This window comes from Azospirillum sp. 11R-A, from assembly GCF_049472615.1.
Classification (GTDB): domain Bacteria; phylum Pseudomonadota; class Alphaproteobacteria; order Azospirillales; family Azospirillaceae; genus Azospirillum; species Azospirillum palustre.
Map to the genome: position 1 here is coordinate 57,519 of NZ_JBCEBL010000006.1, position 20,490 is coordinate 78,008.

The following is a 20,490-nucleotide window of genomic DNA, read 5'->3' on the forward strand; positions in this document are numbered from 1 at the left end:
GCTGCCAGATGCGAGCTGAGCACTTCAGCTGTTTGCAAATGGTGATTCGCTTCGTGTGCGGTTTCCCGTATCGGCCGCCAGCTGGAGCGTCAGGGCATCCCAACGAAAACCGGCGCAAGGACTTGGGCGCCTTCGAGCGTCAAGGCTTTGCTCGACCGGGCATGCGAGTAGGGCTTGCTTCACCACACCGAGGACTAGACCTGACACTTGTCCAACCCGTAGAGCGTCCCGCCCCCCGACGTAGCGGGGAAGGGCGATGCAGAGTTTGAGATGAGCGGAGTATCTCTGTTTCTCGGACGTAACGATCGCTGGATTGCTGCGCATGTTGCGAGGGTGTAGAAGATAGCAATACACCAGCGACGTGTGGCTGCGGATGCATCTGGCAGAACTCCATCTGGAGAATTTTCGGCTCTTCGCGCGTTTGACGCTTACATTGAGTCCCGGGCTGAACGTCCTTGTGGGTGAGAACGACGCCGGGAAATCGGCGATCATTGATGCGGTTCGTTTGGTTGTCGGTGTGGCCGGACATGACACTGTTCGGGTCGATGCGGATCGCGATTTCCACTGGAGGAATGATCAGTTGGAGCCGGAAGCTCGGCTATCGATCACCTGCAAGTTTGCCGGTATCTCCGAGGCCGACGCCGCCGGCTTTATCGAGCATCTCACTTACGAGGGCGATCTCGGATCACCGCAGACGCCCGTTCTGTACCTGACGCTGGTGGCACACCGTCCCACCAGAGAGGGATCGGCCAAGGTCAAGCACGCTTCTCGCTGGCGTGTCTCCGTGGAACTGCGATCGGGAAAGGATGGTCAGGGGCCCTGGTTCGAAGGACCCGCCCGGGCGCTTCTGGAAGCCACCTATTTGAAACCTCTACGTGATGCCGAACGTGAATTGTCATCCGGGCGGAACTCGCGTTTGTCGCAGATCCTCCGTCACACGCTGGCCATTGCAGGGGAAGATGACGAGGCGTTTGACGTCCAAGCCTTCGTCAGCGCCCTGGCCGCTGGGAAGTCTGACGTGTCGCTGCCGCAGACGCTTTTGCGGCGCGGTGAACTAGCCGATCATTTGATTGAAACCCACGCCGGGGTGAGCAAGGCACGCGCCCGCCTGAACGAGGACTATCTGCACCATCTCGCCTTGGGCTCCGACCGGATGTCCAGCCACATCGGCGTTGCGTGCGGCGCCGATGAGTTGCGGCTGCGGCTGTTGCTGGAGAAGTTGGAACTGCTGTTGCTTCCCAGCGGACCTCCAGCCGCCGATCCTGAGGCGGCGGGTGCGGCGATGACGCGCCCTCCCCGTCTGCATCCGCGTGGGCTCGGCTACCAGAACCTGCTGTTCATGGCCTGTGAGCTGCTGCTTCTGGGGCAGGATGAGGAGAAGATGCCGCTTCTTCTCATTGAGGAGCCGGAGGCGCATCTGCACCCCCAACTTCAGCTTCGCCTCATTGATTTTCTGCTGAGTCGTACCGAGCCAGGGCTTCGCTCCGCCGCCAAGGCGGAGACCGAGGAGGAGGCAGCGGATGCGGAACGGGGGGACAGCGACCGGAGCATCGGGAAGGGGGCTCCGTCGGGAGCAGGCCATGGGGCGGCACGGCCGGACACCCGATCGGAGCGCCCGGTGCAGGTGCTGATGTCCACCCACAGCCCGGTCCTTGCGTCGAAGCTGCCGCTTGGCAGCCTGATCGTTCTCGCGGGTGGTCAGGGCTTCTCCTTGGCGGAAGGCCGGACCCGGCTAGTTGCTGGAGACTACCGGTTCCTGCAGCGTTTTCTGGACGCGACCAAGGCCAATCTGTTCTTTGCGCGCGGCGTCATCGTCGTCGAAGGGACGGCGGAGGCGTTGCTTTTGCCGACCATCGCGGTCCTGCTCGGCATTGATCTGGCCAAGCATGGGGTGTCGATTGTCAATGTCGGCGGGACCGGCTTGCACCGCTACGCCCGGATCTTGATGCGCAGCGATGACGTTCCGGGCCCCTGTCCCGTTGCCTGCGTGACCGATCGTGACGTGCTGCCGGATTGCGCGCGAGAAATTCTCAAGCTGAAGCCTGGAAGCCGGCAGAAGACCGAATCCCAGATCGATGCCGATGCGTGGATGAAGGCGAAGGTCAAAGCGGACGGGCAACGCGTGAAAACGTTCGTCTCGGATCACTGGACCTTGGAGTACGATCTGGCACGCGCCGGACTGGAGCGCGAGGTCTACATCGCCGGTCGTCTGGCGGCACGCGGCGATGAGCCCAATGGCCCGGGCGAAACGACTGGAGCGGCTTGGACAGAGTGGGAAACCGAGGCCGAACAAGCCTACGAGCGATTGCGGGCAGCCTGCACTGACCCGATCGAGCGTGCGGTCCACGTCTACAAGGTGGTGGCGGCCGGCTCGAAAGCGGCGGCGGCTCAAATCCTGGCCCGTATCCTGGAGGAGCGCTACAGCACGGCCGCCGAGCGGCGGACCTTCGCCGGCAAGGTGCCACGCTACCTGAGCGAGGCCTTGCGGCATGCCACGGCCACCGACCAGCCGATGCCCGTTGCCAGAGCCGAGGTGCTTGTCGACGAATGAGCGAGTTTTTTTCGCTGCCCGTCATCAATGACGCCGATATTTTCTGGATCGAAGAGGCGCTGGGATTGCGCTTCGCGGGCGAGCGCCGGGATGTTCTGCAGGCTTTGGACTCCGGCGATGTCGAAGCCTGCCCGGGAAGCGGCAAGACGACGCTTCTGGTCGCCAAGCTGGCCATTCTTGCGCGCAAGTGGACGGCGCGGAGTCGTGGCATCTGCGTGCTCTCCTACACGACCGTCGCGCGCGATGAACTGGAAAAGGGAGTGCAGCGGGTACCGGAAGCGGCGCGTCTGCTGACCTATCCGCATTATGTCGGGACTATCCACGGCTTCGTGAACAGCTTCCTGGCCTTGCCTTATCTCCGATCATACCATATGGGGCCGATTGGCGTCCGCTTCATCGACGATGACCGATGCCGGGCTGTCGCACGCCGGATCGTTTGGGAGGATGATCGGTTCGAACCAATCCGCAAGTTTGCCATCATGCGCGCCCAGAGTTCATCACGGAAGGCTACGGCCGGTGCTCCGAAGAAGACCGCCATGGAGGTCGTGTCTGAACTGTGCGATGCGCTGGAGTACCGGGGGGCCGAGTTGGGCTTGGACCTCTCAGCCTTTCAGTTGAAAGATCCGAAGCTGCCCACCTACGAGGCTATGACGGAACTGCGACGCCGTCTCCGCCGACTCGGGTATTTCTTCCACAACGACATGTTCGCATTTGGAGAGCGGCTGGTTGCCGAGGCGCCCCAGTATCCCGCTCTGATACGGCACCGCTTCCCCTGTGTTTTCATGGACGAGATGCAGGACACCCAACCTTTGCACGCCGCCATGCTGTCACGGCTTTTCCCCAAGGATGCCTGTGCGCTGCGGCAGCGCTTCGGAGACAGCGATCAGGCCATCTATGACGGAGACCGCGGCGAGCCCGAAGCCGTTCCGGTGGTGGATGCCTTTCCGGACGCGCAGGCGCGCAGCCTGCCGCGCAGCAATCGGTTCGGGGGCTGGATCGCCGCGCGGGCGTCCGCCGTGGCGCCGAGCCGGCGTGTGATGGAAGGCGATGCCTTGCATCGCTGGGGGACCTTGAGGGGTGAACCGACCAGCAGCCGCGGCCACACCATTTTCCTCTTCGGCCCCGAGGCCATGCATGAACGTCCGCTGCAAGCCTTTGGCGCGCTACTGTGCCGAGAGTTCGACGGCGATACCCTTCACCATGGGGTGTTCACGGCCATCGGCCGGGTTCACGCCCCTCCAGGTCAGCGCGCGCGCAAGGCGGACCAGTTGCCGCACTCCGTCCGTGACTATTGGAACCGGTACGAGCCAGACACCTCCCGCCGCACAGCGCGGCCGCGTGTTCTTGCCGATTACCTGTGTCTGGCTCACCACCGACGAACCGAGAGCGGAGAATTGGGGCCAGCCATCACGGAACTGGCGTTGGGTCTGATCCATCTGCTGGAAGCGTGCGGAGCACCTGAATTCGGAACGCGCCATAACCCGCTTCGTCAACTCCGGGCGTATGCGTCCGAACGACCGGCCTTGTGGCTGGCGATACACAAATGGCTGTGGGACTGTGCAACCATGAGCACGCCTCCCAATCCAGCCACTTGGCCTGTCATCCGAGTCGCGACGGAAGCGCTCGTTAGAAGCCATCAGGAAGGAGGATGGCATCGTTCGCGCCAAATGGAACCGATCGATGCGTTTCTAGCGTGGCCGGAGGAGGCGATTGTCCGGGCGCCCGAACAGCCTCCCCGCCACCTCTATGTCCACCAGGGCGAGGACGGGAGGTCAGTGAACATCCGGCTTGGCTCGATCCACAGCGTTAAAGGGCAAACCCACACCGCCACCCTGATCCTCGACACGTTTTTTCACTCTTGCCACATTGGGCGACATTTTCGGCTGCTGGCTGGCCGTAAGAGCCCCATGGCCCTTGATGCGCAGCGATTGCTTTACGTTGCCATGACACGGCCAAGCCATCTGCTGTGCGTGGCGCTGAGAGCCAGCCATCTCGGTGAGGGCAAAGCCGCGCTTGGTTGGGAGCGTCGGCTACAAGATGTCGGGTGGCGGATTGAGCATATTGCCCCCTAATTGTCAGGATGGGTGACCTCCTCCCCAACCACATCGATCACCGTCCACCCGGTGAGATCCCTCCCAATACGGCATCGTGTCTGCATTCCTGTTTATCGCGCTGCAACAGAGTGATGACAATCCGGAGCTTCCCTATCGACAAGGATGCGTGGCTATAGACGGCTCCAGAGAACAAGGTGCTGCGGTCGGCAGACGGAGTGAGTGCAACTGCGAGCCTCGAGAGATGGGCGCACGGAAATGACCCCGTGACCGGGCTGTCTGAGGTATGCTGAGGGAGCCCAATGCTTGGCAGGGACAGGGCTGCAACTGCCGCCGATGGCGCACCGGCGAGGTGGAGCTTCGATGAGGATGAGTACCGTTCGGACGAGGATCAGCGAGTTGCGGGCCGAACTCGAGACAGCGCGTGCACTCGAATTCGAGGCGATCGTGCGTCGACGTGCGGTCGAGGCGCGCTTGGAGGAGTTGGAAAATCTGGTCGGAAGAGACGGGTGGCTGGGACCGACGCTTGACGGCTTGCCGGCGTTTGTAACGTCCGAAGCGCGTGGTCGGCGCATGATTGCGATCCTTGAGTGCTTGGCCGAGGTGTTTCCCGGCGGCCTCACCACTCCAGAGATCATTGACCGTGCACGCCGTCGCACCATCGAACTCAATCCGGGATCCACGCGTGCGCAGTTGTCGCAGGCCCAGCGTCGGGGATGGGTTCAGCGCGACGGCCGCCGCTACATCCTGACGGTCGCCGAGCAACCAGCCCGCCTAGGCCCGAACTCCTGACCATGCTGCGGATGATGCCAAAGCGCAGCATATGACTCCACAAACCCGAATTTCCGGCGGTGGGCGCCGCATCTGAGACCGCGGCGCCCACCCATATTGGAGGGCTCCGCAAGGCCGTCATGGGGCATGCGAAGTAGTGTTTTTCCAGCCTCTTTCCAGCTGTGGGGCTGTTTGACATGCTGAGCTGTCCACCGCAACGAATGATGCGCGAGAAGGCCGACCGGCCATCCTCGCTTTGCAAGCTGCAGCGCTGTACGGCCGGGCATCCCAGGCAAATGGCGGGCCTGTCCGGCACGGCTGCAACCTGATCGTCGGACCGGAGGAGGATTGTCAGGTTCCCGAACACGAGTACGGGCTTTGGCGAATTCATCGCACCGAAGGGGAAAAGCCGTATGCCTTCGCTCACAGACTGCCGTACCGACCAGCCACAACCGGAAAGCTCGGTTCCGCAGCGCCTGAGCCAGCCGGAGGGTGTGGATTGGCCAGACAACGATCAAGAGCGAACTTTGGCCGACTTTTTCCTGGAGCTTGTGCATTCAGGACCACCGGCGCCCTTGCCGAGACCGTCTCCTCCTTCGGTCGACCGGGTCTGGACACCGCAATGCCTTGGCGGTCCTCCACCGGATGACGGACGGTTTACCGCGCGCCACCCCGAATTCACCTTCGGCGACATCGACTGCCCGGCGCGGGTGATCGGCCGGGCACCGCGCAATTCCATGCGCGGGCGGCAAGGCCGGTTTCACAGCCGGAAAATGAAGCGGACGCTGCGGGCGCGCTCGGACCTGGAGTTCGACATGTTCCTGCTGTGCGAACTCGACCCTGCCGTCGACGCCTACATCGAACAGCCCCTTCGGCTTCGCTATCCCCTGGACGGGCGGACCCGCTGGCACATGCCGGACCTGTTCGTGCGTCGCGCCGGCGTCGGCACCTTCATGGCGATCACTCCGGAGGCAGAGGCCGCACTGCCGGACCGGGAGCGGCGTTGGCCGGCGATCGGCGCGACGCTGGCACGGTCCGGGTTCGGGTATTGCGTCCAGACGGAGCGACACATCCGCCGACAGCCACGCTTCTCGACCCTTCGCGCCCTGTTCGCGGACCGCCATGCCCCGCTTCCCGACGGCGCCATGTGGCGCCAGCTTGCGCTCGCTGTGCCGGCGGGGGCAACGATCGCCATCAGTACCCTCCTGGCCGGGTTTCCGCAGCTTGCGGCCAAGCACATCCACAGCCTGATCGTGAACGGGGATTTGGCAACCGACCTCGACACGCCGCTGGGGCCAGCCAGTCTCGTCTGGCGAAGCCACCAGTCGTTGAATGGTCCTGGCTCGGAGCCGCCGTGATGCGGAGCTTCTGCTACGCCCCCAACACGTGCGTACGCATCGACGGCATCCCCATGCGGTTCGTGACCATGCAAGGCGATGGCGAGTGGCAGCTGGTGGAAACCCTCACGAACCGGCTGGTGACCAAAACCACGTCACAGCTGGACACCCTGTATGTCTCGGGAGCCCTGGTGCTTGATGCCGAACGGGCTGATGATACCCGCAAGCCGGACGATACCAAGAGGCGCCGTGCAGCGACCTCGATCACCGATCGGACGGAAGCCGAACAGCAGCGGATTTCCCTTCGGTCGGCCGTCCTGGGAGCCGTGGACGCTCGAGCAGCCGCGGGTGTCCATCTGAACTCCGTGGTCGTATTGGAAGGCGGGCAGAAGACGACGGCGCTTGAGAAGATCCTCGCGGAGATTAGCAAGGAACTCGGCCGTTCCAGGCCGGTGTCCACGCCCACCTACTACCGCTGGAAGGCTGATCTCGCTGCTGCCGAGGACAGATTAGACCTCGCTGGGCGGTGCGCCTGCTGCGGACGCCACAATCAGCTGCATCCCCGGGTTCGGAAGATCATCCTGGACACCATGCGGGCAAAGCTTGATGACGCCCGCGAGAACAAGGGGGCCGCCGGTCACTCCCCGACCTGCACGATGCGCTCCATCCGCAACACCGTCGACGATCTCCTCCGCCTGGAGAACAGGCGCGACCCTGCGGCGAGATTGACGATGCCGTCGCTGCCGACCTTCTATCGCCTGTGGAACGAGTTTCCGGCATACGACCGGGATGTTGCCAAATACGGCAAAGCAAAGGCCCGCCGCATGTATCGGGGGAGGTCTGACCACGAAGGACCTGAGGCCTGTCTCGACCTTGTGGAGTATGACGAGACCAAGTTGCCCTTCTACTTCTTCGATGAAACATTTGGCGTTCCGCTTGGGCGGGCTTGGCTGAACTGGTACCTTGACGATTATTCCAACCTTCCGGTTGGTTTCTATCTCGGTTTCGAACCACCAAGTGATCTGACGATCGCGAGCGCTTTGCGCCACGCCTGTCTTCCCAAAGCCTATGTTCAGACCACCTATCCGGATATCCAGAACACCCTGCCTGCGGCTGGAATCCCGCGCCTTCTCATCTTCGATAATGGCTTGTCCCAATATGGCGAGAGTATTCGGACCATCACGTATGATCTCAACACTCCATACAAGTTCACAAAGATTTATACTCCCTGGTTCAAATCGGCTGTTGAGAATGCCTTCAACCTTCTGAATAAACTTCTTCTCCAGGAAATGCCCGGGTTCGTTCTTGGCAACATCGTCGATAAACAGGATTACGATCCAACCCAAAATGGCTGTATCGGGCTCCGGCACTTTCTCTACATTTTCCATAAGTGGCTGATCGATATTTACTGCAACCGGCCTATGGGAACATGGAAGATCACGCCGAGAGATCGCTGGAACGAAGGTGTCCGAGCACGGCCACCGGAGTTCCTGGAGCGGGCGACCGACCTGGACCTGCTGTTCGGGATTGTCCGAACCGCCACCGTCGATCACCGCGGCGTAACGTTCAGGGGCCTGTCCTACTACTCGGACGGTCTGCATGCATTCCGCCGCCAGTATGGCCGTCGGACCAAGGTGCGGGTGAAGATCAACCCGAGCAACCTATCCGTCATCCACGTGTTCGAACCGAAGGAACGCTTCTGGATCCGCGTGGAGGCACTCAACAAGCATTACACGCAAGGCCTCAGTCTCCACCGTCATGAGTTGAACCTGAAATGGGCCAATGAACGGTACGGGCGCGAGGACATCGACGCCCTGCAACAGGCGCAATGGGATTTGCAGCAACTCATCTCGGATGCCCTTCCGATGGCCTTGAGCATCCGCACCAACACTCTGATCGCCCGCACGTTCGGGATCGGAACACAGCACATCTTCAACAATCTCGATATCGATGGTGCCCTCGGCCCGTTGAGCGGTCCCTTCGCCGGACAGTCACTCAACCCGTTCCAGGAACAGGCTTCGACATCCGCTCTGCCAACACCTGCGGCACGTCCGCCAGAGGGTGGCGTGAGGGCCGACGCGCCTCTCGCGCCGATCCTTGCGGAGCGGCCAAAACGCACAATCCCGGTTTATGACGCCGACCTCTCCCTTGGGGGCCTCACTGAGCGCACAGAGGAGCAACGCCCATGACCGTCCAAGACCTGCTGGAAGTGCCACCACGCACCCTATACCGTCAAATGGCGAGCATCTTCGTACCGCACCCACGGTTCATGCGCATCATGGAGGAGGTTCGACTGATCCTGAGCCTTCAGGACTGCGATGACGAAGCCCCCTGTCTACAGGTGAGTGGCCCCCCCGGAGTCGGCAAGTCGACGTTGCGCAAGAAGCTGGCGCAGGAATACCAAGCCGTTCCCGATGGCCGTTTGATTGACGAGCCGCCCCATCCGGTCATGACGGCGGACCGCATCCCGCTGCTCCAGTTCGTCATGCCGCCAGCCCCCACGGTCAAATCGGTCGGCATGGAGATGCTGCGGACGTTCGGTGATCCGGCTTGGCATCGTGGCGACAAATATTCCTTCGGCAAAAGGGTCGACAGACTGGTCGCGGCATGCGGCACGGTCGGTATCCTCATCGACGAAGCTCAGCGCGCGGTTGACCGCAACGGTGTGGTGGTGACCGAAGAATTGGCGGACTGGTTCAAGTCCCGCCACGACGAAAACAACGTGAGCTTGATCTTCCTTGGTCTCGGTCGCCTGAGTTACCTGTTCGAGCAGGACGGCCAGCATGAGCGGCGTTGCGATGCCGAACTTCGCATGCCCGCCTACCGGTGGCGGACGGGTGACGGCATGGACGACCTTGAGGATCAGGCGCAGTTCATTGGAACCTTGCTGGCGTTTCAGAAACTGTCGCCCATTCCGTTCGACTTCGACGTCACGGAGGATCGGATTGCGCTTCGCTTCTATTACGCCAGCCGTGGCGTGATCGGCGCGTTGAAGAAGCTGCTGAAGATGTGCATGAGGATCATTGCGCAGAACCCGGCGGTGCCACGGCACATCACCCTGGAACTCTTGGAGGAAGCCTTCGACCGGGCCTTCCGCAAGGAAGCGCACAGAATGATCAACCCGTTCTCCTCAACCTACGCCGGGCAGTTGCCCCCGCCGATCGAGGACGATTCGCTCTCGCGTCCGGACGTCGCAACACGGCGAAGCGCCAAGAAGCGTCGCCTGCGCAAGGAGAACGTGAACCAGGCGCTGACCAAACGGTGACGCCCTTGCCAATGGAAAACCGCCTTACCGTCCGCAGCACGCCCCTGGCTGATGAAAACCTGAAGGGATACGTTCTGCGTCTGGCCCAAGCCAATGGCCACCCGGACATCCGCTGGCTGCTGGATGCGGCCGGTTTGCGTCTTGCGATCGCCGGAACACGCTGCGATCTGACAACCCTGTCCAACCTCACCGGTGTCGGCCCCATCGATCTGGAGGCTTTGGCCAACTGGCCCGTTGCGGGACGGACGGGCTTGGTGCGCTTCGGCAATGGGTCGCTGCCGGCCACGGCGCTCGACCTCATCCACCCCCGCGCCTGTCCAAGTTGCGTCCGCGAACGCGGCAGCGTGCGGCGCATATGGGATGTGACCGCTTATGTCGCGTGCCGGACACACGGCTGCTGGCTGGTCGACAGTTGCCCTCACTGCTTGAGCCGCCTGAGTTGGATGCGCCCGGGCCTCGAGCTTTGCCGGTGCCGACGCGCCTGGACCGCTGCGTCCTCCGGCCCGGCGTCCGAGTCGGCACTCGAAGTTGCGGCATTGCTGGAGGAGCGTACGGCGCAGCCGATGCCGACACCGGCGTCGCAGACTCTGCCGGTCGGTGCCCTGCAGACCCTCGACATGGCGGTGCGCTTCATCGCCTTCTTCGGCTCCGATCACACCGACCCCAACTGGCGCGTTTCAACCATGACCAAGGCCGGGTTGGCAGCAGATCGCAAGACGGTGGAGACAGCGGCCCATCTCCTGCAGGACTGGCCACAGAGCCTCTATGAATGGCTCGAACGGAGTGCCCGGTCCTCCGAACACCGGGTCGGGCTGGCGGCCGAATACGGACACTGCCTTCCACGCCTCCGGGCTTTCTTCGGCGACGAGACCTTCGCCTTCCTGTTCTCCGAGGTGAGGCGCTACTTCGCCGACCATTGGGGAAACGGACTCATCAAGCGCAAGTCGATCTTCTATGCCCCACCCGATGCCCCACTTCGCGTGTCGGGCTCGCAAGCGGCAAAGAGCCTGGGGATCACGAGCGCAAGCATTGCCCGCATGGTCGGAAATGGAATTTTGAAGGGTGAACTCCGGGACATGGGGCGGCGGCGCCAGATATTGGTCGACCCGACCAGCCTGCAGGAATTCCAAGAACGCGCAGAGCAAGCGCTGTCCTGTTCGGAAGCAGCCGAAGGCCTCGGTACATCCTGCTCCCAGATCGAGAAGCTTCGGCGCGGTGGGATTCTGGACGGTGTGATCAAGGTAGGTGGCGCTTACAGGTACGAGCGCGCGTCCCTGGAAGGCCTTGTCGCTGCCTTGCTCCAAAAGGCCACCGTCATGACAGGGGCCGGCGTCGACATGGTGTCTCTCGCTGGCCTGCCGCTCCACCGGCGGCTCTCCCTGCCAAGTGTCTTGCAGGAAGCGCTCGGCGACCGATTGCCACTCTGGCGCATTGCAGCATCTCCGCTCGAGAGCGGTCTGCGCAGCCTGTATGCCCGGAAAAGTGATGTGTTCGGCCACACGGTTCGCCTGTCGGGAGAGCGTTGCCTGGGAGTGCGGGAAGCCGCGAAGTCTCTCGGCGTCTCCGTGCGCATGGTGCATGCGTTGGCGGTGGCCGGCTGCTTTCAGACCAACCGTCCTCAAACAGGCCGCATGGTAAAATGTGGACTCTCAGAGCATTCCATCGCTGAGTTTCACCGGAGCTTCTGCTTTTCGCGCGACTTGTTGCATTTCAAAGGGAGAAGCTCCCGAACCGTCATCTCTACGTTAACATCCCTGTCAATATTCCCAATTCTTTACCCGGATAAAAGAAAGGGAATTTCTGCGGTGTGGAACAGGTCGGAAGTAGATCAATACATAAAATAACATTACACGAATTTAGGGAAGTGACGCTTCGCGATCACATCACCCCACTTCTTACACCATATTTTTTCATCTCCATCAACATTTCTTGCAATCTCCTTCATTTTGTCTATAAAACTTACGCATAAAAATATTCTAAACGTTAAATATTTCTCTTCTTCTCTATTACGGAAATACAATAGCGCCTCAACAACTCTTTCTACATGTTCATAAAAACCATCCGCCAATTCATTATTATTCCCATCGAATGAATCAAGCAATCTTCGTAATCTTTATATATGCTTCCATAGATGAATTTCCTGATTCTTGTTTCTATAAGCGGAACCATGTATAGATCAACAATTAGATCTAGAAAATTTTCCAAGGAAAATACTCGCACCTTATCAGCTATTTTTGTGTTTTCATCCTCTTTTCTATTCCACAGAAGGAAGGAAATATGTTTTGAGCAGAAAATTACGTTCTCATGAGAATTACCCTTGAAGCAATCGTCATACTCAAAGGCACCACATTCACACATGTATGTTGCTTGGCTCCATGACAGAGACCTACCGCATTCTGGACATCGATCAATTATATGAATTTCATGAATTGGGCAGGCAATCCAGGCTCTAATATCCCATACAGACTGGAATATTGGCTTCTCATAAAAACACATTGGGCATATCTTCTGTGAAGCTAATATGAAGTGCTTCTTTCTTATCTCAAATCCGTAGAAATTGGTGATCCGGTCGTTTTTATCCCGAGGTATGTAGCCGCAGCCCTTTATGGTTTCGTAATCACAACCCGTGATACAATGCACTTGGTACATTATATCTTCATAATACGTTTCCTCTTTCGATGATAAGTTATTTTTGAACATCCACTGCAGGCTATCGAACCCATTAGCAATACTAAGCCGCCGAAGATAACCAACCACGCTTTCACCAGGAACCAGATCGCTCCGGATGACAAGACGGTTGGGGATCGAAAAATTGTTGCGGATTGCCATTCTTCCGCTCCCGCCTGTTTCGCCTGTTTATCCTTGAAGCGCCAATTTGAACCGCACCGAAATTTCAGTGTCTCTAGCTAGTCATCAGACTGGTTCATCTGAGATACAGACGGGACGTGCGGTACTGTCCAGTATCGTCAGAGCATAGACCGTGTCTTCAATCATGTGGCTGTGCAGGGGACGATGATGCCACCATCGCAGTTAGAAGCGGACAAACCAGATGGCTATAGTGGAATAAACCAGACATAGAATTTCGTTTTGTATAGGTAACGGTCCGTCTGGTGCATACCACCAGCAGACGTCCATGCCGCTCCTGTACAGAACAGCCGGTTATTAGCGCACCAGCAGGTCCAGTGGAACGCGCAGCGCAGTGGCAATCTTAGCAATCGCGTCACGGCTGCCGGGCTGGCAAACACTCTCGATCGCCGACAGGCATGATGGCGCGACGCCGGCCGCTTCTGCGAGCTGGCGCGCAGTGAGGCTCCGGTACTCGCGGAAAACGGTGGCAGAATGGTCACCGTCTAGGAGCCGTTCAGCGAGCTCAAAGGGGAATGCCTCCGTCTCGCCAACAGTCAGACAAATCTTCACCACGTCGGCGTCAGCGAGACCCCGGACGTCGACAACCAACTCAGCCAAGGCCTCATAGTCGGCCCGGCTCAGCGTCACCGTGTCCGCTGTTTCGGCAATCGGCGTAATGGGCAGGACGTTCATGGGAATACCTTGTTCAACTCACAACCTTCAGCATCGTGATCGGCAACGCATCGCCGCCGATCAGGTAGATGCCCCCTCAGTCACCGAGTCGGCCGGGCTCCACCCGTTGCCGAACGCCTTTGCCTTGTTCTTGCCAAATCGCCTGATCGCAGCACAGTCAGAGGTTTTGGCAAGATACAAGGTTACTTCCCTTACTCAACCGGGCAGCGTACCATCCATGTTGCCAGACGCGGCATGAAGGTGCGGAATGACCGGTACAGCGGTGTAAGTCATGCATGATTCGGATCGCCGAGACGACCTTCGGGCAGTCATTGATCTCTTGCCGTGGGGCAAGCGCCAGAAAGCTCTTGCCGTGGAAAGCATCGACGGCATGTCAGAGGTCGAGAAGGATGACATGCTCGCACTTTATGAACAAGTGGTCACCCAACTGCCGGCGGCCCTGGAAGCAGTCAAGCAAATACGGGGCATCAATTCAGCGATCGAAACAGAACGTGCTTCGCCGTTCGACTCCGAGCAGTGACATATCCCTCTCAGTTCGCCGACATTGTGAATGGGCAACGAGCCCGTTTGGCGGTGGAATTCACGGAAACCACCACAGCTTTTGCTCCAGATGGTGACCGTCACGGCGCAGACGATCACAGTGAACGTCGGTGATGTGGCAGCGGCGGGATCGGCAGAAGAAGATAACAGTCGCGGAAGCGCGGCTGGAACCGGGTGAGCCGGTAGCCTCGAATGCGCCGGCCAATGCCTGGGTTGGGCGAGCCGCAGAAAAGAATGGGACGGCGTTGCACCTGGGCCAAGTCCAGTATGCGCCCAAGGCAACGGCGTGGTTGGCGGCCACGTAGTCTGACGACGAACCGGTTCGCCGGAAGCGCTGAGATGGTCGCTGACGCAGCGGTGCGTATTCCAATCAACTTAGGTATTCTGGCAAGGACAAACCGTGCCGCCGGGCGTGCGGGAGCCAGCGAGCGCGCTCGGCGGGAGTGGGCTTGATCGTTGCCAAACGGTGGATGACCGGGCGCGTGGGCGATCGGGGCATTTGTGCTGTACCTTGGAACTGAAGCCCAATGGTAACGCCGCCCACTAAGAGCGTCGTCTCAATATCAGAGCTATGGTCCCGGCAGCAATCACCTCACTCTACCGCACGGACGGTTGCGAGCAAGCTTTCCGGAGCACCGAGGTCCGATAGTTTACTTGCCCACGCCATTTGGACCTCACGCCACTCACGTTCACCTGTGCCGTCCGTCTGAGTGAGCAGGCGCCAGTTGTATTTGAGCCCGACCCGCTGCAGGAGTTGTCCAACCTCATACCCGTCCCAAGCCTGCCGGTCGCTGCCCTTCAGCCACGCCAGCGTCTGATCCCATGCCGCCAGGAACTCTTCCGTCACAATCATACCGATCCGAGCCTCCTCTATACGGGCAAGCGGGATCGTCCGGCGAGTGACGCACGCAGGAGCCGCTTACCCGACCTTATTTTACGGGTGACGGAGATAAGCCGAAAAATGAGCCTATGGTCAAGTGCTGTGCCCGAAAGGACAGTTCGGGTTATGGTGCGAGACCTGAAGCAACTTCTTGGCGCGCGGCTACGGGCCCGCCGCTTAGCCCTCAATCTGACCCAGGAGCAGGTTGCCGAAGCTATCGCACGCACCGTCGAGACAGTGTCGAACCTTGAACGTGGCAGAGCCTTTCCGGGCCTCGATACGTTGGAGCAATTGGGCCGAGTGCTCGACCTGCCGCTCGGTAGCTTGTTCGAGGAGGTGGGCACGACGGCGGTGTCGTCCCGGCGCGCAGAACTGCGCGCCCGGCTACTCGCCCTTGCCGATGGGCTCGCCGACGCCGACCTGGAAATCGCGGTCCGACAGGTCGAGGCTTTAGCGCAGGGGAGACTGCGGCGGCCGTGAGGTTCCGCTTTGACTTCTCCTTGACGCTTTCGCCGCCGCACGTATGTAGAACGACACGTCCCGTCTGGCACAGTCCTCGGGTAACTGGGGCATCACGGTTACCTTCTGCGGGACCGATGTCACCGCTTTGGACTTGGAGGTTTCTCACTGATGGCTGCGCTTCGCCAAAACCGCCGTCCCACCATGCCCGGAGCGATCCTCAAGGCCCACTACATGGAGCCACGCCGTATCAGCGTGACCGCCATGGCAGATGCGTTGGGTTTGAGCCGGAAGCACGTCAGCCAGATCGTGAACGGCCACAAAAGGCTCGATCCGACCACCGCGGCCCGTTTGGCAATCGTACTTGGAACCACGCCGCGCTTCTGGATGAACCTCCAAGCCGCCGTCGATGAATGGGACGCCTCTATAGAAATCGCTGACTGGACGCCCGGCGCAACTTTCGCGCCGCCGGCCAACAACGACTCGGCCGCAACGGCGACGTAGGAGCGTCCGCCAATGGCGCCGGCTAGCAGCAGGATCGTCGGCGTTCCATCCGGTCCGACACTACGATAGTCGAGTTGTGCGAAGAGCGCCGCCCCGCGCGATCTGCGGGACCGGGCTAAACCCCACGGGGTCGCGTGGAACGGCGCCAGTGGCTAATGTTCGTCCCGCTTATCAAACTTTGCGCAAAAGCCTGTGCGATTTCTCATCTTTTGCTTAACGCTCTATCAGATTCTGTTTAACAGCGGCACATAACACACTGATCTCATTGTTCAGGCTTTCTCATTTTTTGCGATATGGACCAGCCATAAAGGCTCCGCCCTATCCGTTTGCGCTACCGGGTCATCACGACCTCATGCGGATGGGCGCGCAATTCCCATGTCGGTCCTTGGGTCGCTTGCGTCGCGACGGCTTCCGGTCGAGGCATCCCCGATTGACCGCGCAGCCGCCCGGTACCAGAAATGGGGGGTGTGGCTCCTGCTGGCCTGGGCCTCCCGTCATCGGCGATCCGCTGCCCCCGGTCGCCGGCATCCTGTTGGAGAATTTCCGGGTTTTCCTGCTGTTGGTGACCGTCGGCAAGGCTGCCCGTTCCGTGGCGCTGGCGGTCGCCGTCCAAGACCCTTACTGCATGCAACCGAGGACCGATCATGTCGTCTTGCCCCTGCGGCTCCGGCCGCTCCTTCGAAGAGTGCTGCGGCCCCATCCTGGCCGGGGAACCGGCGCCGACGGCCGAAGCGCTGATGCGGTCGCGCTACACCGCCTTCGTCCGCCACGACCTCGATCACGTCGAGCGCACCCATGCGCCGGAAATCCGCGAGGACTTCAACCGCGGCGAGGCCGAGCGGGTGGCCGATGAGTCCGAATGGCAGCGGCTCGACATCCTGCGCGCCAGCGAGGAAGGCGACAGTGGGATGGTCGAGTTCCTGATCCATTTCCGCCGGGACGGCAACGACATGCGCCACCACGAGCGGGGGAGCTTCCGCCGCGAGAACGGCCACTGGTTCTATGTCAGCGGCGAGGTCAACCCGAAGGGCGAGCCGCGCCGCGTGGTCAAGGTCGGGCGCAACGAGCCCTGCCCCTGCGGGTCGGGCAAGAAATACAAAGCCTGCTGCGGCAAGTGAGCGGAGGGACGCCGCCATGGAACCGCGCTTCTCCTGCACCGCCTGCGGCAAGTGCTGTCACGGCTGGCTGCCGCTGACGCTGACGGACGCCGTCGCCCATGCCGGCCGCTTCCCGCTGGCCATGGTGTGGACGCCGGTGCGCTCCAACGCCCGCTCCTACGAGCTGGCGACCCGGCTGGGCGCGTCGGTGCGCCTGCCCAACCGCAAGACGGTGGCGGTGCTGATCGTGCCGACCGCCTATCTGCCGACCGCCTATCCCTGTCCGGAACTGAGGGACGACGGGCTGTGCGGCATCCATGAGGACAAGCCGTCGCGCTGCCGCACCATGCCCTTCTACCCCTACCGCGAGGAGAAGGATCAGGCCGACCTGCTGATCCCGCGCAAGGGCTGGCAATGCGACACCTCGGTGGCGGCGCCGGTCGTCTACAGCGATCACGCGATCCTCGACCGTGCCGATTTCGACCGCGAGCGGGACGACCTGCTCGACCAGGCGCCGGCGATCCAGCGCTATGCCGATTACATGCTGAAATACATGCCGTGGATCGTCGACGAGCTGGCGAAGATGGCGGCCAAGCCGACCGGCGGCAATCTGGTCACTAGCCTGTCCTCCTTCCTCACCGCCACCCGCCGGCCGGACGCCGCGGAGATCGCCGCGGCCCAGGCCCCGCTGTTCCAGGCGATGGCGGAGCGGACGAAGGGCGATCCGGCGCTGCGCGACTACCACCGCAACTACGTCGGGTGGGCCAAGGAGATGGAGAGTTTGGCACGGCGCAAGCCCGTCTGAGAGCATCGGCCGCCGCTCACCCGCCGATCTCACCACGGTCACCTCAACCGGCAGCGCACGCCTCCCCGTGTGGCGTCCTTACTGCTGCGCCTCGCGCGCCTTGCGGGCCATCTCGTTGAGCGTCGTCACCGCCTCGTCGAAGCGGTGCTCCGCCTCGGCCTGGCGCTGGAAGGCGACGCGCTGCACCAGGATCTCGCGCGGGGTCGGCTGCTGCTGGAACAGCGCCATCACCTCGTCGATGAAGTCGGCCAGCGGCAGATAGCCCGGGCGGGTGGCTTGCCCCGGGGTGAGGTCGGTCTGGACCGCCGGCGGCACCAGCTCGATGACCTCGATCTTGCCCTTCAGCGCCTCGCGCAGGGCGACCGTGTAGAGATGCATGGCCGCCTTGGTCGCCGAGTAGGTCGGGGCGGAAACCAGCGGCACGAAGGCCAGGCCGGAGGTGACGTTGACCAGGGCCGCGTCGGGCTGGCGGTCCAGATGCTCGACCAGGGCGTCGGTCAGCCGGATGGGGCCGAGCAGGTTGGTGGCGACGGTCGCCTCCGCATCGCCAAGGTCGCGCTGCCGGTCGAGCGCCTCGAAGCGCATGACTCCGGCATTGTTGATGAGCACGTTGAGAGCCGGATGCTCGGCCGTCAGCCGCCGGGCGAAATCGGCAATGCCCGCGGCGCTGTCGGCATCGAAGCTCATGGCATGCATGTTCGGACGGCCGGAGATCGCCTGTTGCAGCACATCGTCCCGGCGGCCGGCGACGATCACTCTGTTGCCGAGATCATGAAAACGGTGGGCCAGAGCCTTGCCGATCCCTGAGCCGCCGCCCGTGATCAGGATGGTGTTTCCTTCGGTCTTCATGAGCGTGACTTTCGCTGTTGTCCGCCCGAAAGCTATCGCCCACACTCTCCAGACAAAAGTAGGCACCGGAAAGATTTATACGCACCAAAAGGAGAGCGTAGGATGCGCAAGGCTTTGCCCGACCCGCAGATCGAGGCACGGCGCCGGCAGCCGCCTCCCGAGACGGTCGATCCGGCCATCGAGGCGCTGGTTCACGACATCATCGGCAAGGTGGCCGACAAATGGACCATGCTGATTCTCGAAGCCCTGCATGAGCACGGCACCTTGCGCTTCACCCAGCTCGGCAAGGTCGTCGGTCGGATCAGCCAGAAGATGCTGACCCAGACCGTGCGCCAGATGGAGAGGGATGGTCTGGTGCGGCGGACGGTGCATCCGGTCATCCCGCCGCATGTGGATTACACGCTGACGCCGCTTGGCGAGAGTTTGGGAGCGGCGTTCTGCGGCGTGTGGATCTGGGCGGAGACGCACCACGCCGAGATCGAGCGGGCGCGGGCCTCCTTCGCCGAGCGTGAGGCGCCGACATCCAACACCACGGCGGGCGATTGATTTTCCGACATTCCGACCAGTTAAGCAAAAGATGAATTGCCGGGAAAATCGCCTGATCCTACGCCGAAATTCAAACCCGCGGTATTTTCCACGAGAAACAAGACGCTGAATTCATGGAACAATCTGGATAAAAATCTCGGTCATATCGATTTCATAAATCTCCATAAGATAAATTCTTCGCAATACACATTGTAAATATTCGATCAAATCACCACTTAGACTATATCGAAGGCCACCCCAGGCTCGCTTGTGTTCTGACCTCGCTTGTGATCTGACAAGGCTCTCTCATCCGAGGCCCTTCCTGGCGTGACTCGATCCGGACGGTATCGCCATCGCCTGCGGCGATACCGGTCAGCGCCGAAGAACAGCCACGGAGAACAGCCATGAATGCCGGGACGGGCACTGCCTTCCTCATGTCCAGCCGCCACCCGAGCCGCCGGGACGATTGGATCGTCCGGACGAACAGGGTCGCCTTTCCGCCCTGCTCCGGTCCCTGGGCCGGTCGAACCGGTACGATTCCGGCACAGACGGGCATCCTGCCCTCGATTTCCTGATCGGAGGGGCCCGCCATGACATCGCTGTTCCAGTCCATCACGGGGCAACGCCCCGTTGGCGCCGACATGTTGCGCGAACAACTGCGCTGGACGGATGCCGAGCGCCGCTGGCATCCGGCCCCGCACGCCGCGCCGGCCGACCGGCCTCCCCACGGCTTTCCGCCGCCGGGCAACGCCAGCCTGCCGCAGGGCGCCCTGTTGACCCGCCTCACCATGGCCGGCGCGGCCGCCATCAGAGCGTGATCGGTTCGGACGCACCCGTCCGAGCCGGGGATTGCGTGAAAAATCCAGAGACCGGACTCCATCGGACGCTTTAGCAGGCCTCCGATGGACGTCGAAGAGGAGTGGCATCATGAGCCTTGCAGCCCATTACATCGTGTCGTGCCGAACGGACGGCTGGTTCGTCGGACTGGAAGGGGAACTCTACGGCCCCTTCCCCAACGGCAAGACCGGGGCGCTGATCGCCGCGGTGCAGAACGCCAACCATGCCGGAAAGGACGGTCATGACGCCCGCGTGCTGCTCCGCGCGCCGGACGGCGGCGTCAGCACCGTCTGGGTCTTCGGCACCGACAGCTACCCGTCACCCTGGGTGGAGGATTTGCACCGGATCGCGCAGCAACCCCGCCGCCAACGCGCCCGCGCCTCCACCGTTCCCGACCTTGCCGCTGCCCCTGTCCCACAGCCTTCCCTGGCGCTGTGAAGACCCTGGCGCCGGACACCGGGCGGAGTCCCCACCCCGGC

At 61.4% G+C, this 20,490-nt stretch carries 19 protein-coding genes; 15 read left to right on the forward strand and 4 right to left on the reverse strand.

The window, feature by feature from the left end:
- Positions 1-373: 373 nt before the first annotated feature.
- From VH569_RS11085 to VH569_RS11115, 7 genes are all read left to right on the forward strand, one after another.
- Positions 374-2,551 carry an ATP-dependent nuclease gene (locus VH569_RS11085; protein ID WP_423315384.1) on the forward strand — a complete coding sequence of 726 codons (2,178 nt, stop codon included), beginning with the start codon at positions 374-376 and terminating at the stop codon, positions 2,549-2,551.
- Positions 2,548-4,623 carry a UvrD-helicase domain-containing protein gene (locus VH569_RS11090; RefSeq protein WP_423315385.1) on the forward strand — a complete coding sequence of 692 codons (2,076 nt, stop codon included), beginning with the start codon at positions 2,548-2,550 and terminating at the stop codon, positions 4,621-4,623. The genes VH569_RS11085 and VH569_RS11090 overlap by 4 nt, the downstream gene beginning before the upstream one ends.
- A 378-nt stretch (positions 4,624-5,001) precedes the next feature.
- Positions 5,002-5,394, forward strand: coding sequence for a hypothetical protein (locus tag VH569_RS11095; protein WP_395458784.1), 393 nt, complete (start codon positions 5,002-5,004; stop codon positions 5,392-5,394).
- Positions 5,395-5,786: 392 nt separating this feature from the next.
- Positions 5,787-6,731: a hypothetical protein gene (locus VH569_RS11100; protein WP_423315387.1), complete on the forward strand. Its 945-nt coding sequence runs from the start codon at positions 5,787-5,789 to the stop codon at positions 6,729-6,731.
- Positions 6,731-8,899, forward strand: a complete 2,169-nt coding sequence (locus tag VH569_RS11105) for a Mu transposase C-terminal domain-containing protein (RefSeq protein WP_423315388.1) — start codon at positions 6,731-6,733, stop codon at positions 8,897-8,899. Before VH569_RS11100 ends, VH569_RS11105 begins: the two co-directional genes overlap by 1 nt.
- Entirely contained in the window at positions 8,896-9,975 is a 1,080-nt protein-coding gene (locus VH569_RS11110) for a TniB family NTP-binding protein (RefSeq protein ID WP_423315389.1), read from the forward strand. Before VH569_RS11105 ends, VH569_RS11110 begins: the two co-directional genes overlap by 4 nt.
- 11 nt (positions 9,976-9,986) lie before the next feature.
- Positions 9,987-11,819, forward strand: a complete 1,833-nt coding sequence (locus VH569_RS11115) for a TniQ family protein (protein WP_423315390.1) — start codon at positions 9,987-9,989, stop codon at positions 11,817-11,819.
- A 196-nt stretch (positions 11,820-12,015) separates the two neighbouring features.
- Here VH569_RS11115 and VH569_RS11120 read toward each other — a convergent pair whose 3' ends face one another.
- Positions 12,016-12,804 carry a TniQ family protein gene (locus tag VH569_RS11120; RefSeq protein WP_423315391.1) on the reverse strand — a complete coding sequence of 263 codons (789 nt, stop codon included), beginning with the start codon at positions 12,802-12,804 and terminating at the stop codon, positions 12,016-12,018.
- Positions 12,805-13,137: 333 nt separating this feature from the next.
- Positions 13,138-13,515 (reverse strand): helix-turn-helix domain-containing protein, encoded by a 378-nt coding sequence (locus VH569_RS11125; protein WP_423315392.1) that lies wholly within the window; start codon positions 13,513-13,515, stop codon positions 13,138-13,140.
- A 271-nt stretch (positions 13,516-13,786) separates the two neighbouring features.
- Here VH569_RS11125 and VH569_RS11130 point away from each other — a divergent pair, with 271 nt between their 5' ends.
- On the forward strand, positions 13,787-14,035 hold the full coding sequence (locus tag VH569_RS11130) for a hypothetical protein (protein ID WP_423315393.1): 249 nt from the start codon (positions 13,787-13,789) through the stop codon (positions 14,033-14,035).
- 612 nt (positions 14,036-14,647) lie between these two features.
- Here the strand turns inward: VH569_RS11130 and VH569_RS11135 are convergent.
- On the reverse strand, positions 14,648-14,908 hold the full coding sequence (locus VH569_RS11135) for a hypothetical protein (protein WP_423315394.1): 261 nt from the start codon (positions 14,906-14,908) through the stop codon (positions 14,648-14,650).
- A gap of 153 nt (positions 14,909-15,061) precedes the next feature.
- Between VH569_RS11135 and VH569_RS11140 the strand changes: the two genes are divergently transcribed.
- The 4 genes from VH569_RS11140 (at position 15,062) to VH569_RS11155 (ending at position 17,800) form a co-directional block, all read left to right on the forward strand.
- Entirely contained in the window at positions 15,062-15,415 is a 354-nt protein-coding gene (locus VH569_RS11140; protein ID WP_423315395.1) for a helix-turn-helix domain-containing protein, read from the forward strand.
- Between the two features lie 150 nt (positions 15,416-15,565).
- Positions 15,566-15,898: a HigA family addiction module antitoxin gene (locus VH569_RS11145; protein ID WP_423315396.1), complete on the forward strand. Its 333-nt coding sequence runs from the start codon at positions 15,566-15,568 to the stop codon at positions 15,896-15,898.
- 644 nt (positions 15,899-16,542) lie between these two features.
- Complete coding sequence (locus VH569_RS11150; protein ID WP_423315397.1) at positions 16,543-17,016, forward strand: YchJ family protein; 474 nt, start codon at positions 16,543-16,545, stop codon at positions 17,014-17,016.
- A 16-nt stretch (positions 17,017-17,032) separates the two neighbouring features.
- Complete coding sequence (locus VH569_RS11155; RefSeq protein WP_423315398.1) at positions 17,033-17,800, forward strand: YkgJ family cysteine cluster protein; 768 nt, start codon at positions 17,033-17,035, stop codon at positions 17,798-17,800.
- 78 nt (positions 17,801-17,878) lie between these two features.
- On the opposite strand, the gene VH569_RS11160 is transcribed toward VH569_RS11155, so the two are convergent.
- Positions 17,879-18,649, reverse strand: a complete 771-nt coding sequence (locus tag VH569_RS11160) for an SDR family oxidoreductase (RefSeq protein ID WP_423315399.1) — start codon at positions 18,647-18,649, stop codon at positions 17,879-17,881.
- A 102-nt stretch (positions 18,650-18,751) separates the two neighbouring features.
- Between VH569_RS11160 and VH569_RS11165 the strand changes: the two genes are divergently transcribed.
- From VH569_RS11165 to VH569_RS11175, 3 genes are all read left to right on the forward strand, one after another.
- Entirely contained in the window at positions 18,752-19,195 is a 444-nt protein-coding gene (locus tag VH569_RS11165) for a winged helix-turn-helix transcriptional regulator (RefSeq protein ID WP_423315400.1), read from the forward strand.
- Between the two features lie 569 nt (positions 19,196-19,764).
- Positions 19,765-19,992, forward strand: coding sequence for a hypothetical protein (locus tag VH569_RS11170; protein ID WP_423315401.1), 228 nt, complete (start codon positions 19,765-19,767; stop codon positions 19,990-19,992).
- A gap of 109 nt (positions 19,993-20,101) precedes the next feature.
- The gene (locus VH569_RS11175; RefSeq protein WP_423315402.1) at positions 20,102-20,449 is read left to right on the forward strand and encodes a hypothetical protein; all 348 of its coding nucleotides are present in this window, start codon (positions 20,102-20,104) and stop codon (positions 20,447-20,449) included.
- Positions 20,450-20,490: the final 41 nt, after the last annotated feature.

Excerpts from the sequence above, each read along its gene's own strand:
- VH569_RS11085 (WP_423315384.1), top strand. The coding sequence starts at position 374 with ATGCATCTGGCAGAACTCCATCTGGAGAATTTTCGGCTCTTCGCGCGT.
- VH569_RS11090 (WP_423315385.1), top strand. The coding sequence starts at position 2,548 with ATGAGCGAGTTTTTTTCGCTGCCCGTCATCAATGACGCCGATATTTTC.
- VH569_RS11100 (WP_423315387.1), top strand. The coding sequence starts at position 5,787 with ATGCCTTCGCTCACAGACTGCCGTACCGACCAGCCACAACCGGAAAGC.
- VH569_RS11105 (WP_423315388.1), top strand. The coding sequence starts at position 6,731 with ATGCGGAGCTTCTGCTACGCCCCCAACACGTGCGTACGCATCGACGGC.
- VH569_RS11110 (WP_423315389.1), top strand. The coding sequence starts at position 8,896 with ATGACCGTCCAAGACCTGCTGGAAGTGCCACCACGCACCCTATACCGT.
- VH569_RS11115 (WP_423315390.1), top strand. The coding sequence starts at position 9,987 with ATGGAAAACCGCCTTACCGTCCGCAGCACGCCCCTGGCTGATGAAAAC.
- VH569_RS11120 (WP_423315391.1), bottom strand. The coding sequence starts at position 12,804 with ATGGCAATCCGCAACAATTTTTCGATCCCCAACCGTCTTGTCATCCGG.
- VH569_RS11125 (WP_423315392.1), bottom strand. The coding sequence starts at position 13,515 with ATGAACGTCCTGCCCATTACGCCGATTGCCGAAACAGCGGACACGGTG.
- VH569_RS11130 (WP_423315393.1), top strand. The coding sequence starts at position 13,787 with ATGCATGATTCGGATCGCCGAGACGACCTTCGGGCAGTCATTGATCTC.
- VH569_RS11135 (WP_423315394.1), bottom strand. The coding sequence starts at position 14,908 with ATGATTGTGACGGAAGAGTTCCTGGCGGCATGGGATCAGACGCTGGCG.
- VH569_RS11140 (WP_423315395.1), top strand. The coding sequence starts at position 15,062 with ATGGTGCGAGACCTGAAGCAACTTCTTGGCGCGCGGCTACGGGCCCGC.
- VH569_RS11145 (WP_423315396.1), top strand. The coding sequence starts at position 15,566 with ATGGCTGCGCTTCGCCAAAACCGCCGTCCCACCATGCCCGGAGCGATC.
- VH569_RS11150 (WP_423315397.1), top strand. The coding sequence starts at position 16,543 with ATGTCGTCTTGCCCCTGCGGCTCCGGCCGCTCCTTCGAAGAGTGCTGC.
- VH569_RS11155 (WP_423315398.1), top strand. The coding sequence starts at position 17,033 with ATGGAACCGCGCTTCTCCTGCACCGCCTGCGGCAAGTGCTGTCACGGC.
- VH569_RS11160 (WP_423315399.1), bottom strand. The coding sequence starts at position 18,649 with ATGAAGACCGAAGGAAACACCATCCTGATCACGGGCGGCGGCTCAGGG.
- VH569_RS11165 (WP_423315400.1), top strand. The coding sequence starts at position 18,752 with ATGCGCAAGGCTTTGCCCGACCCGCAGATCGAGGCACGGCGCCGGCAG.
- VH569_RS11170 (WP_423315401.1), top strand. The coding sequence starts at position 19,765 with ATGACATCGCTGTTCCAGTCCATCACGGGGCAACGCCCCGTTGGCGCC.
- VH569_RS11175 (WP_423315402.1), top strand. The coding sequence starts at position 20,102 with ATGAGCCTTGCAGCCCATTACATCGTGTCGTGCCGAACGGACGGCTGG.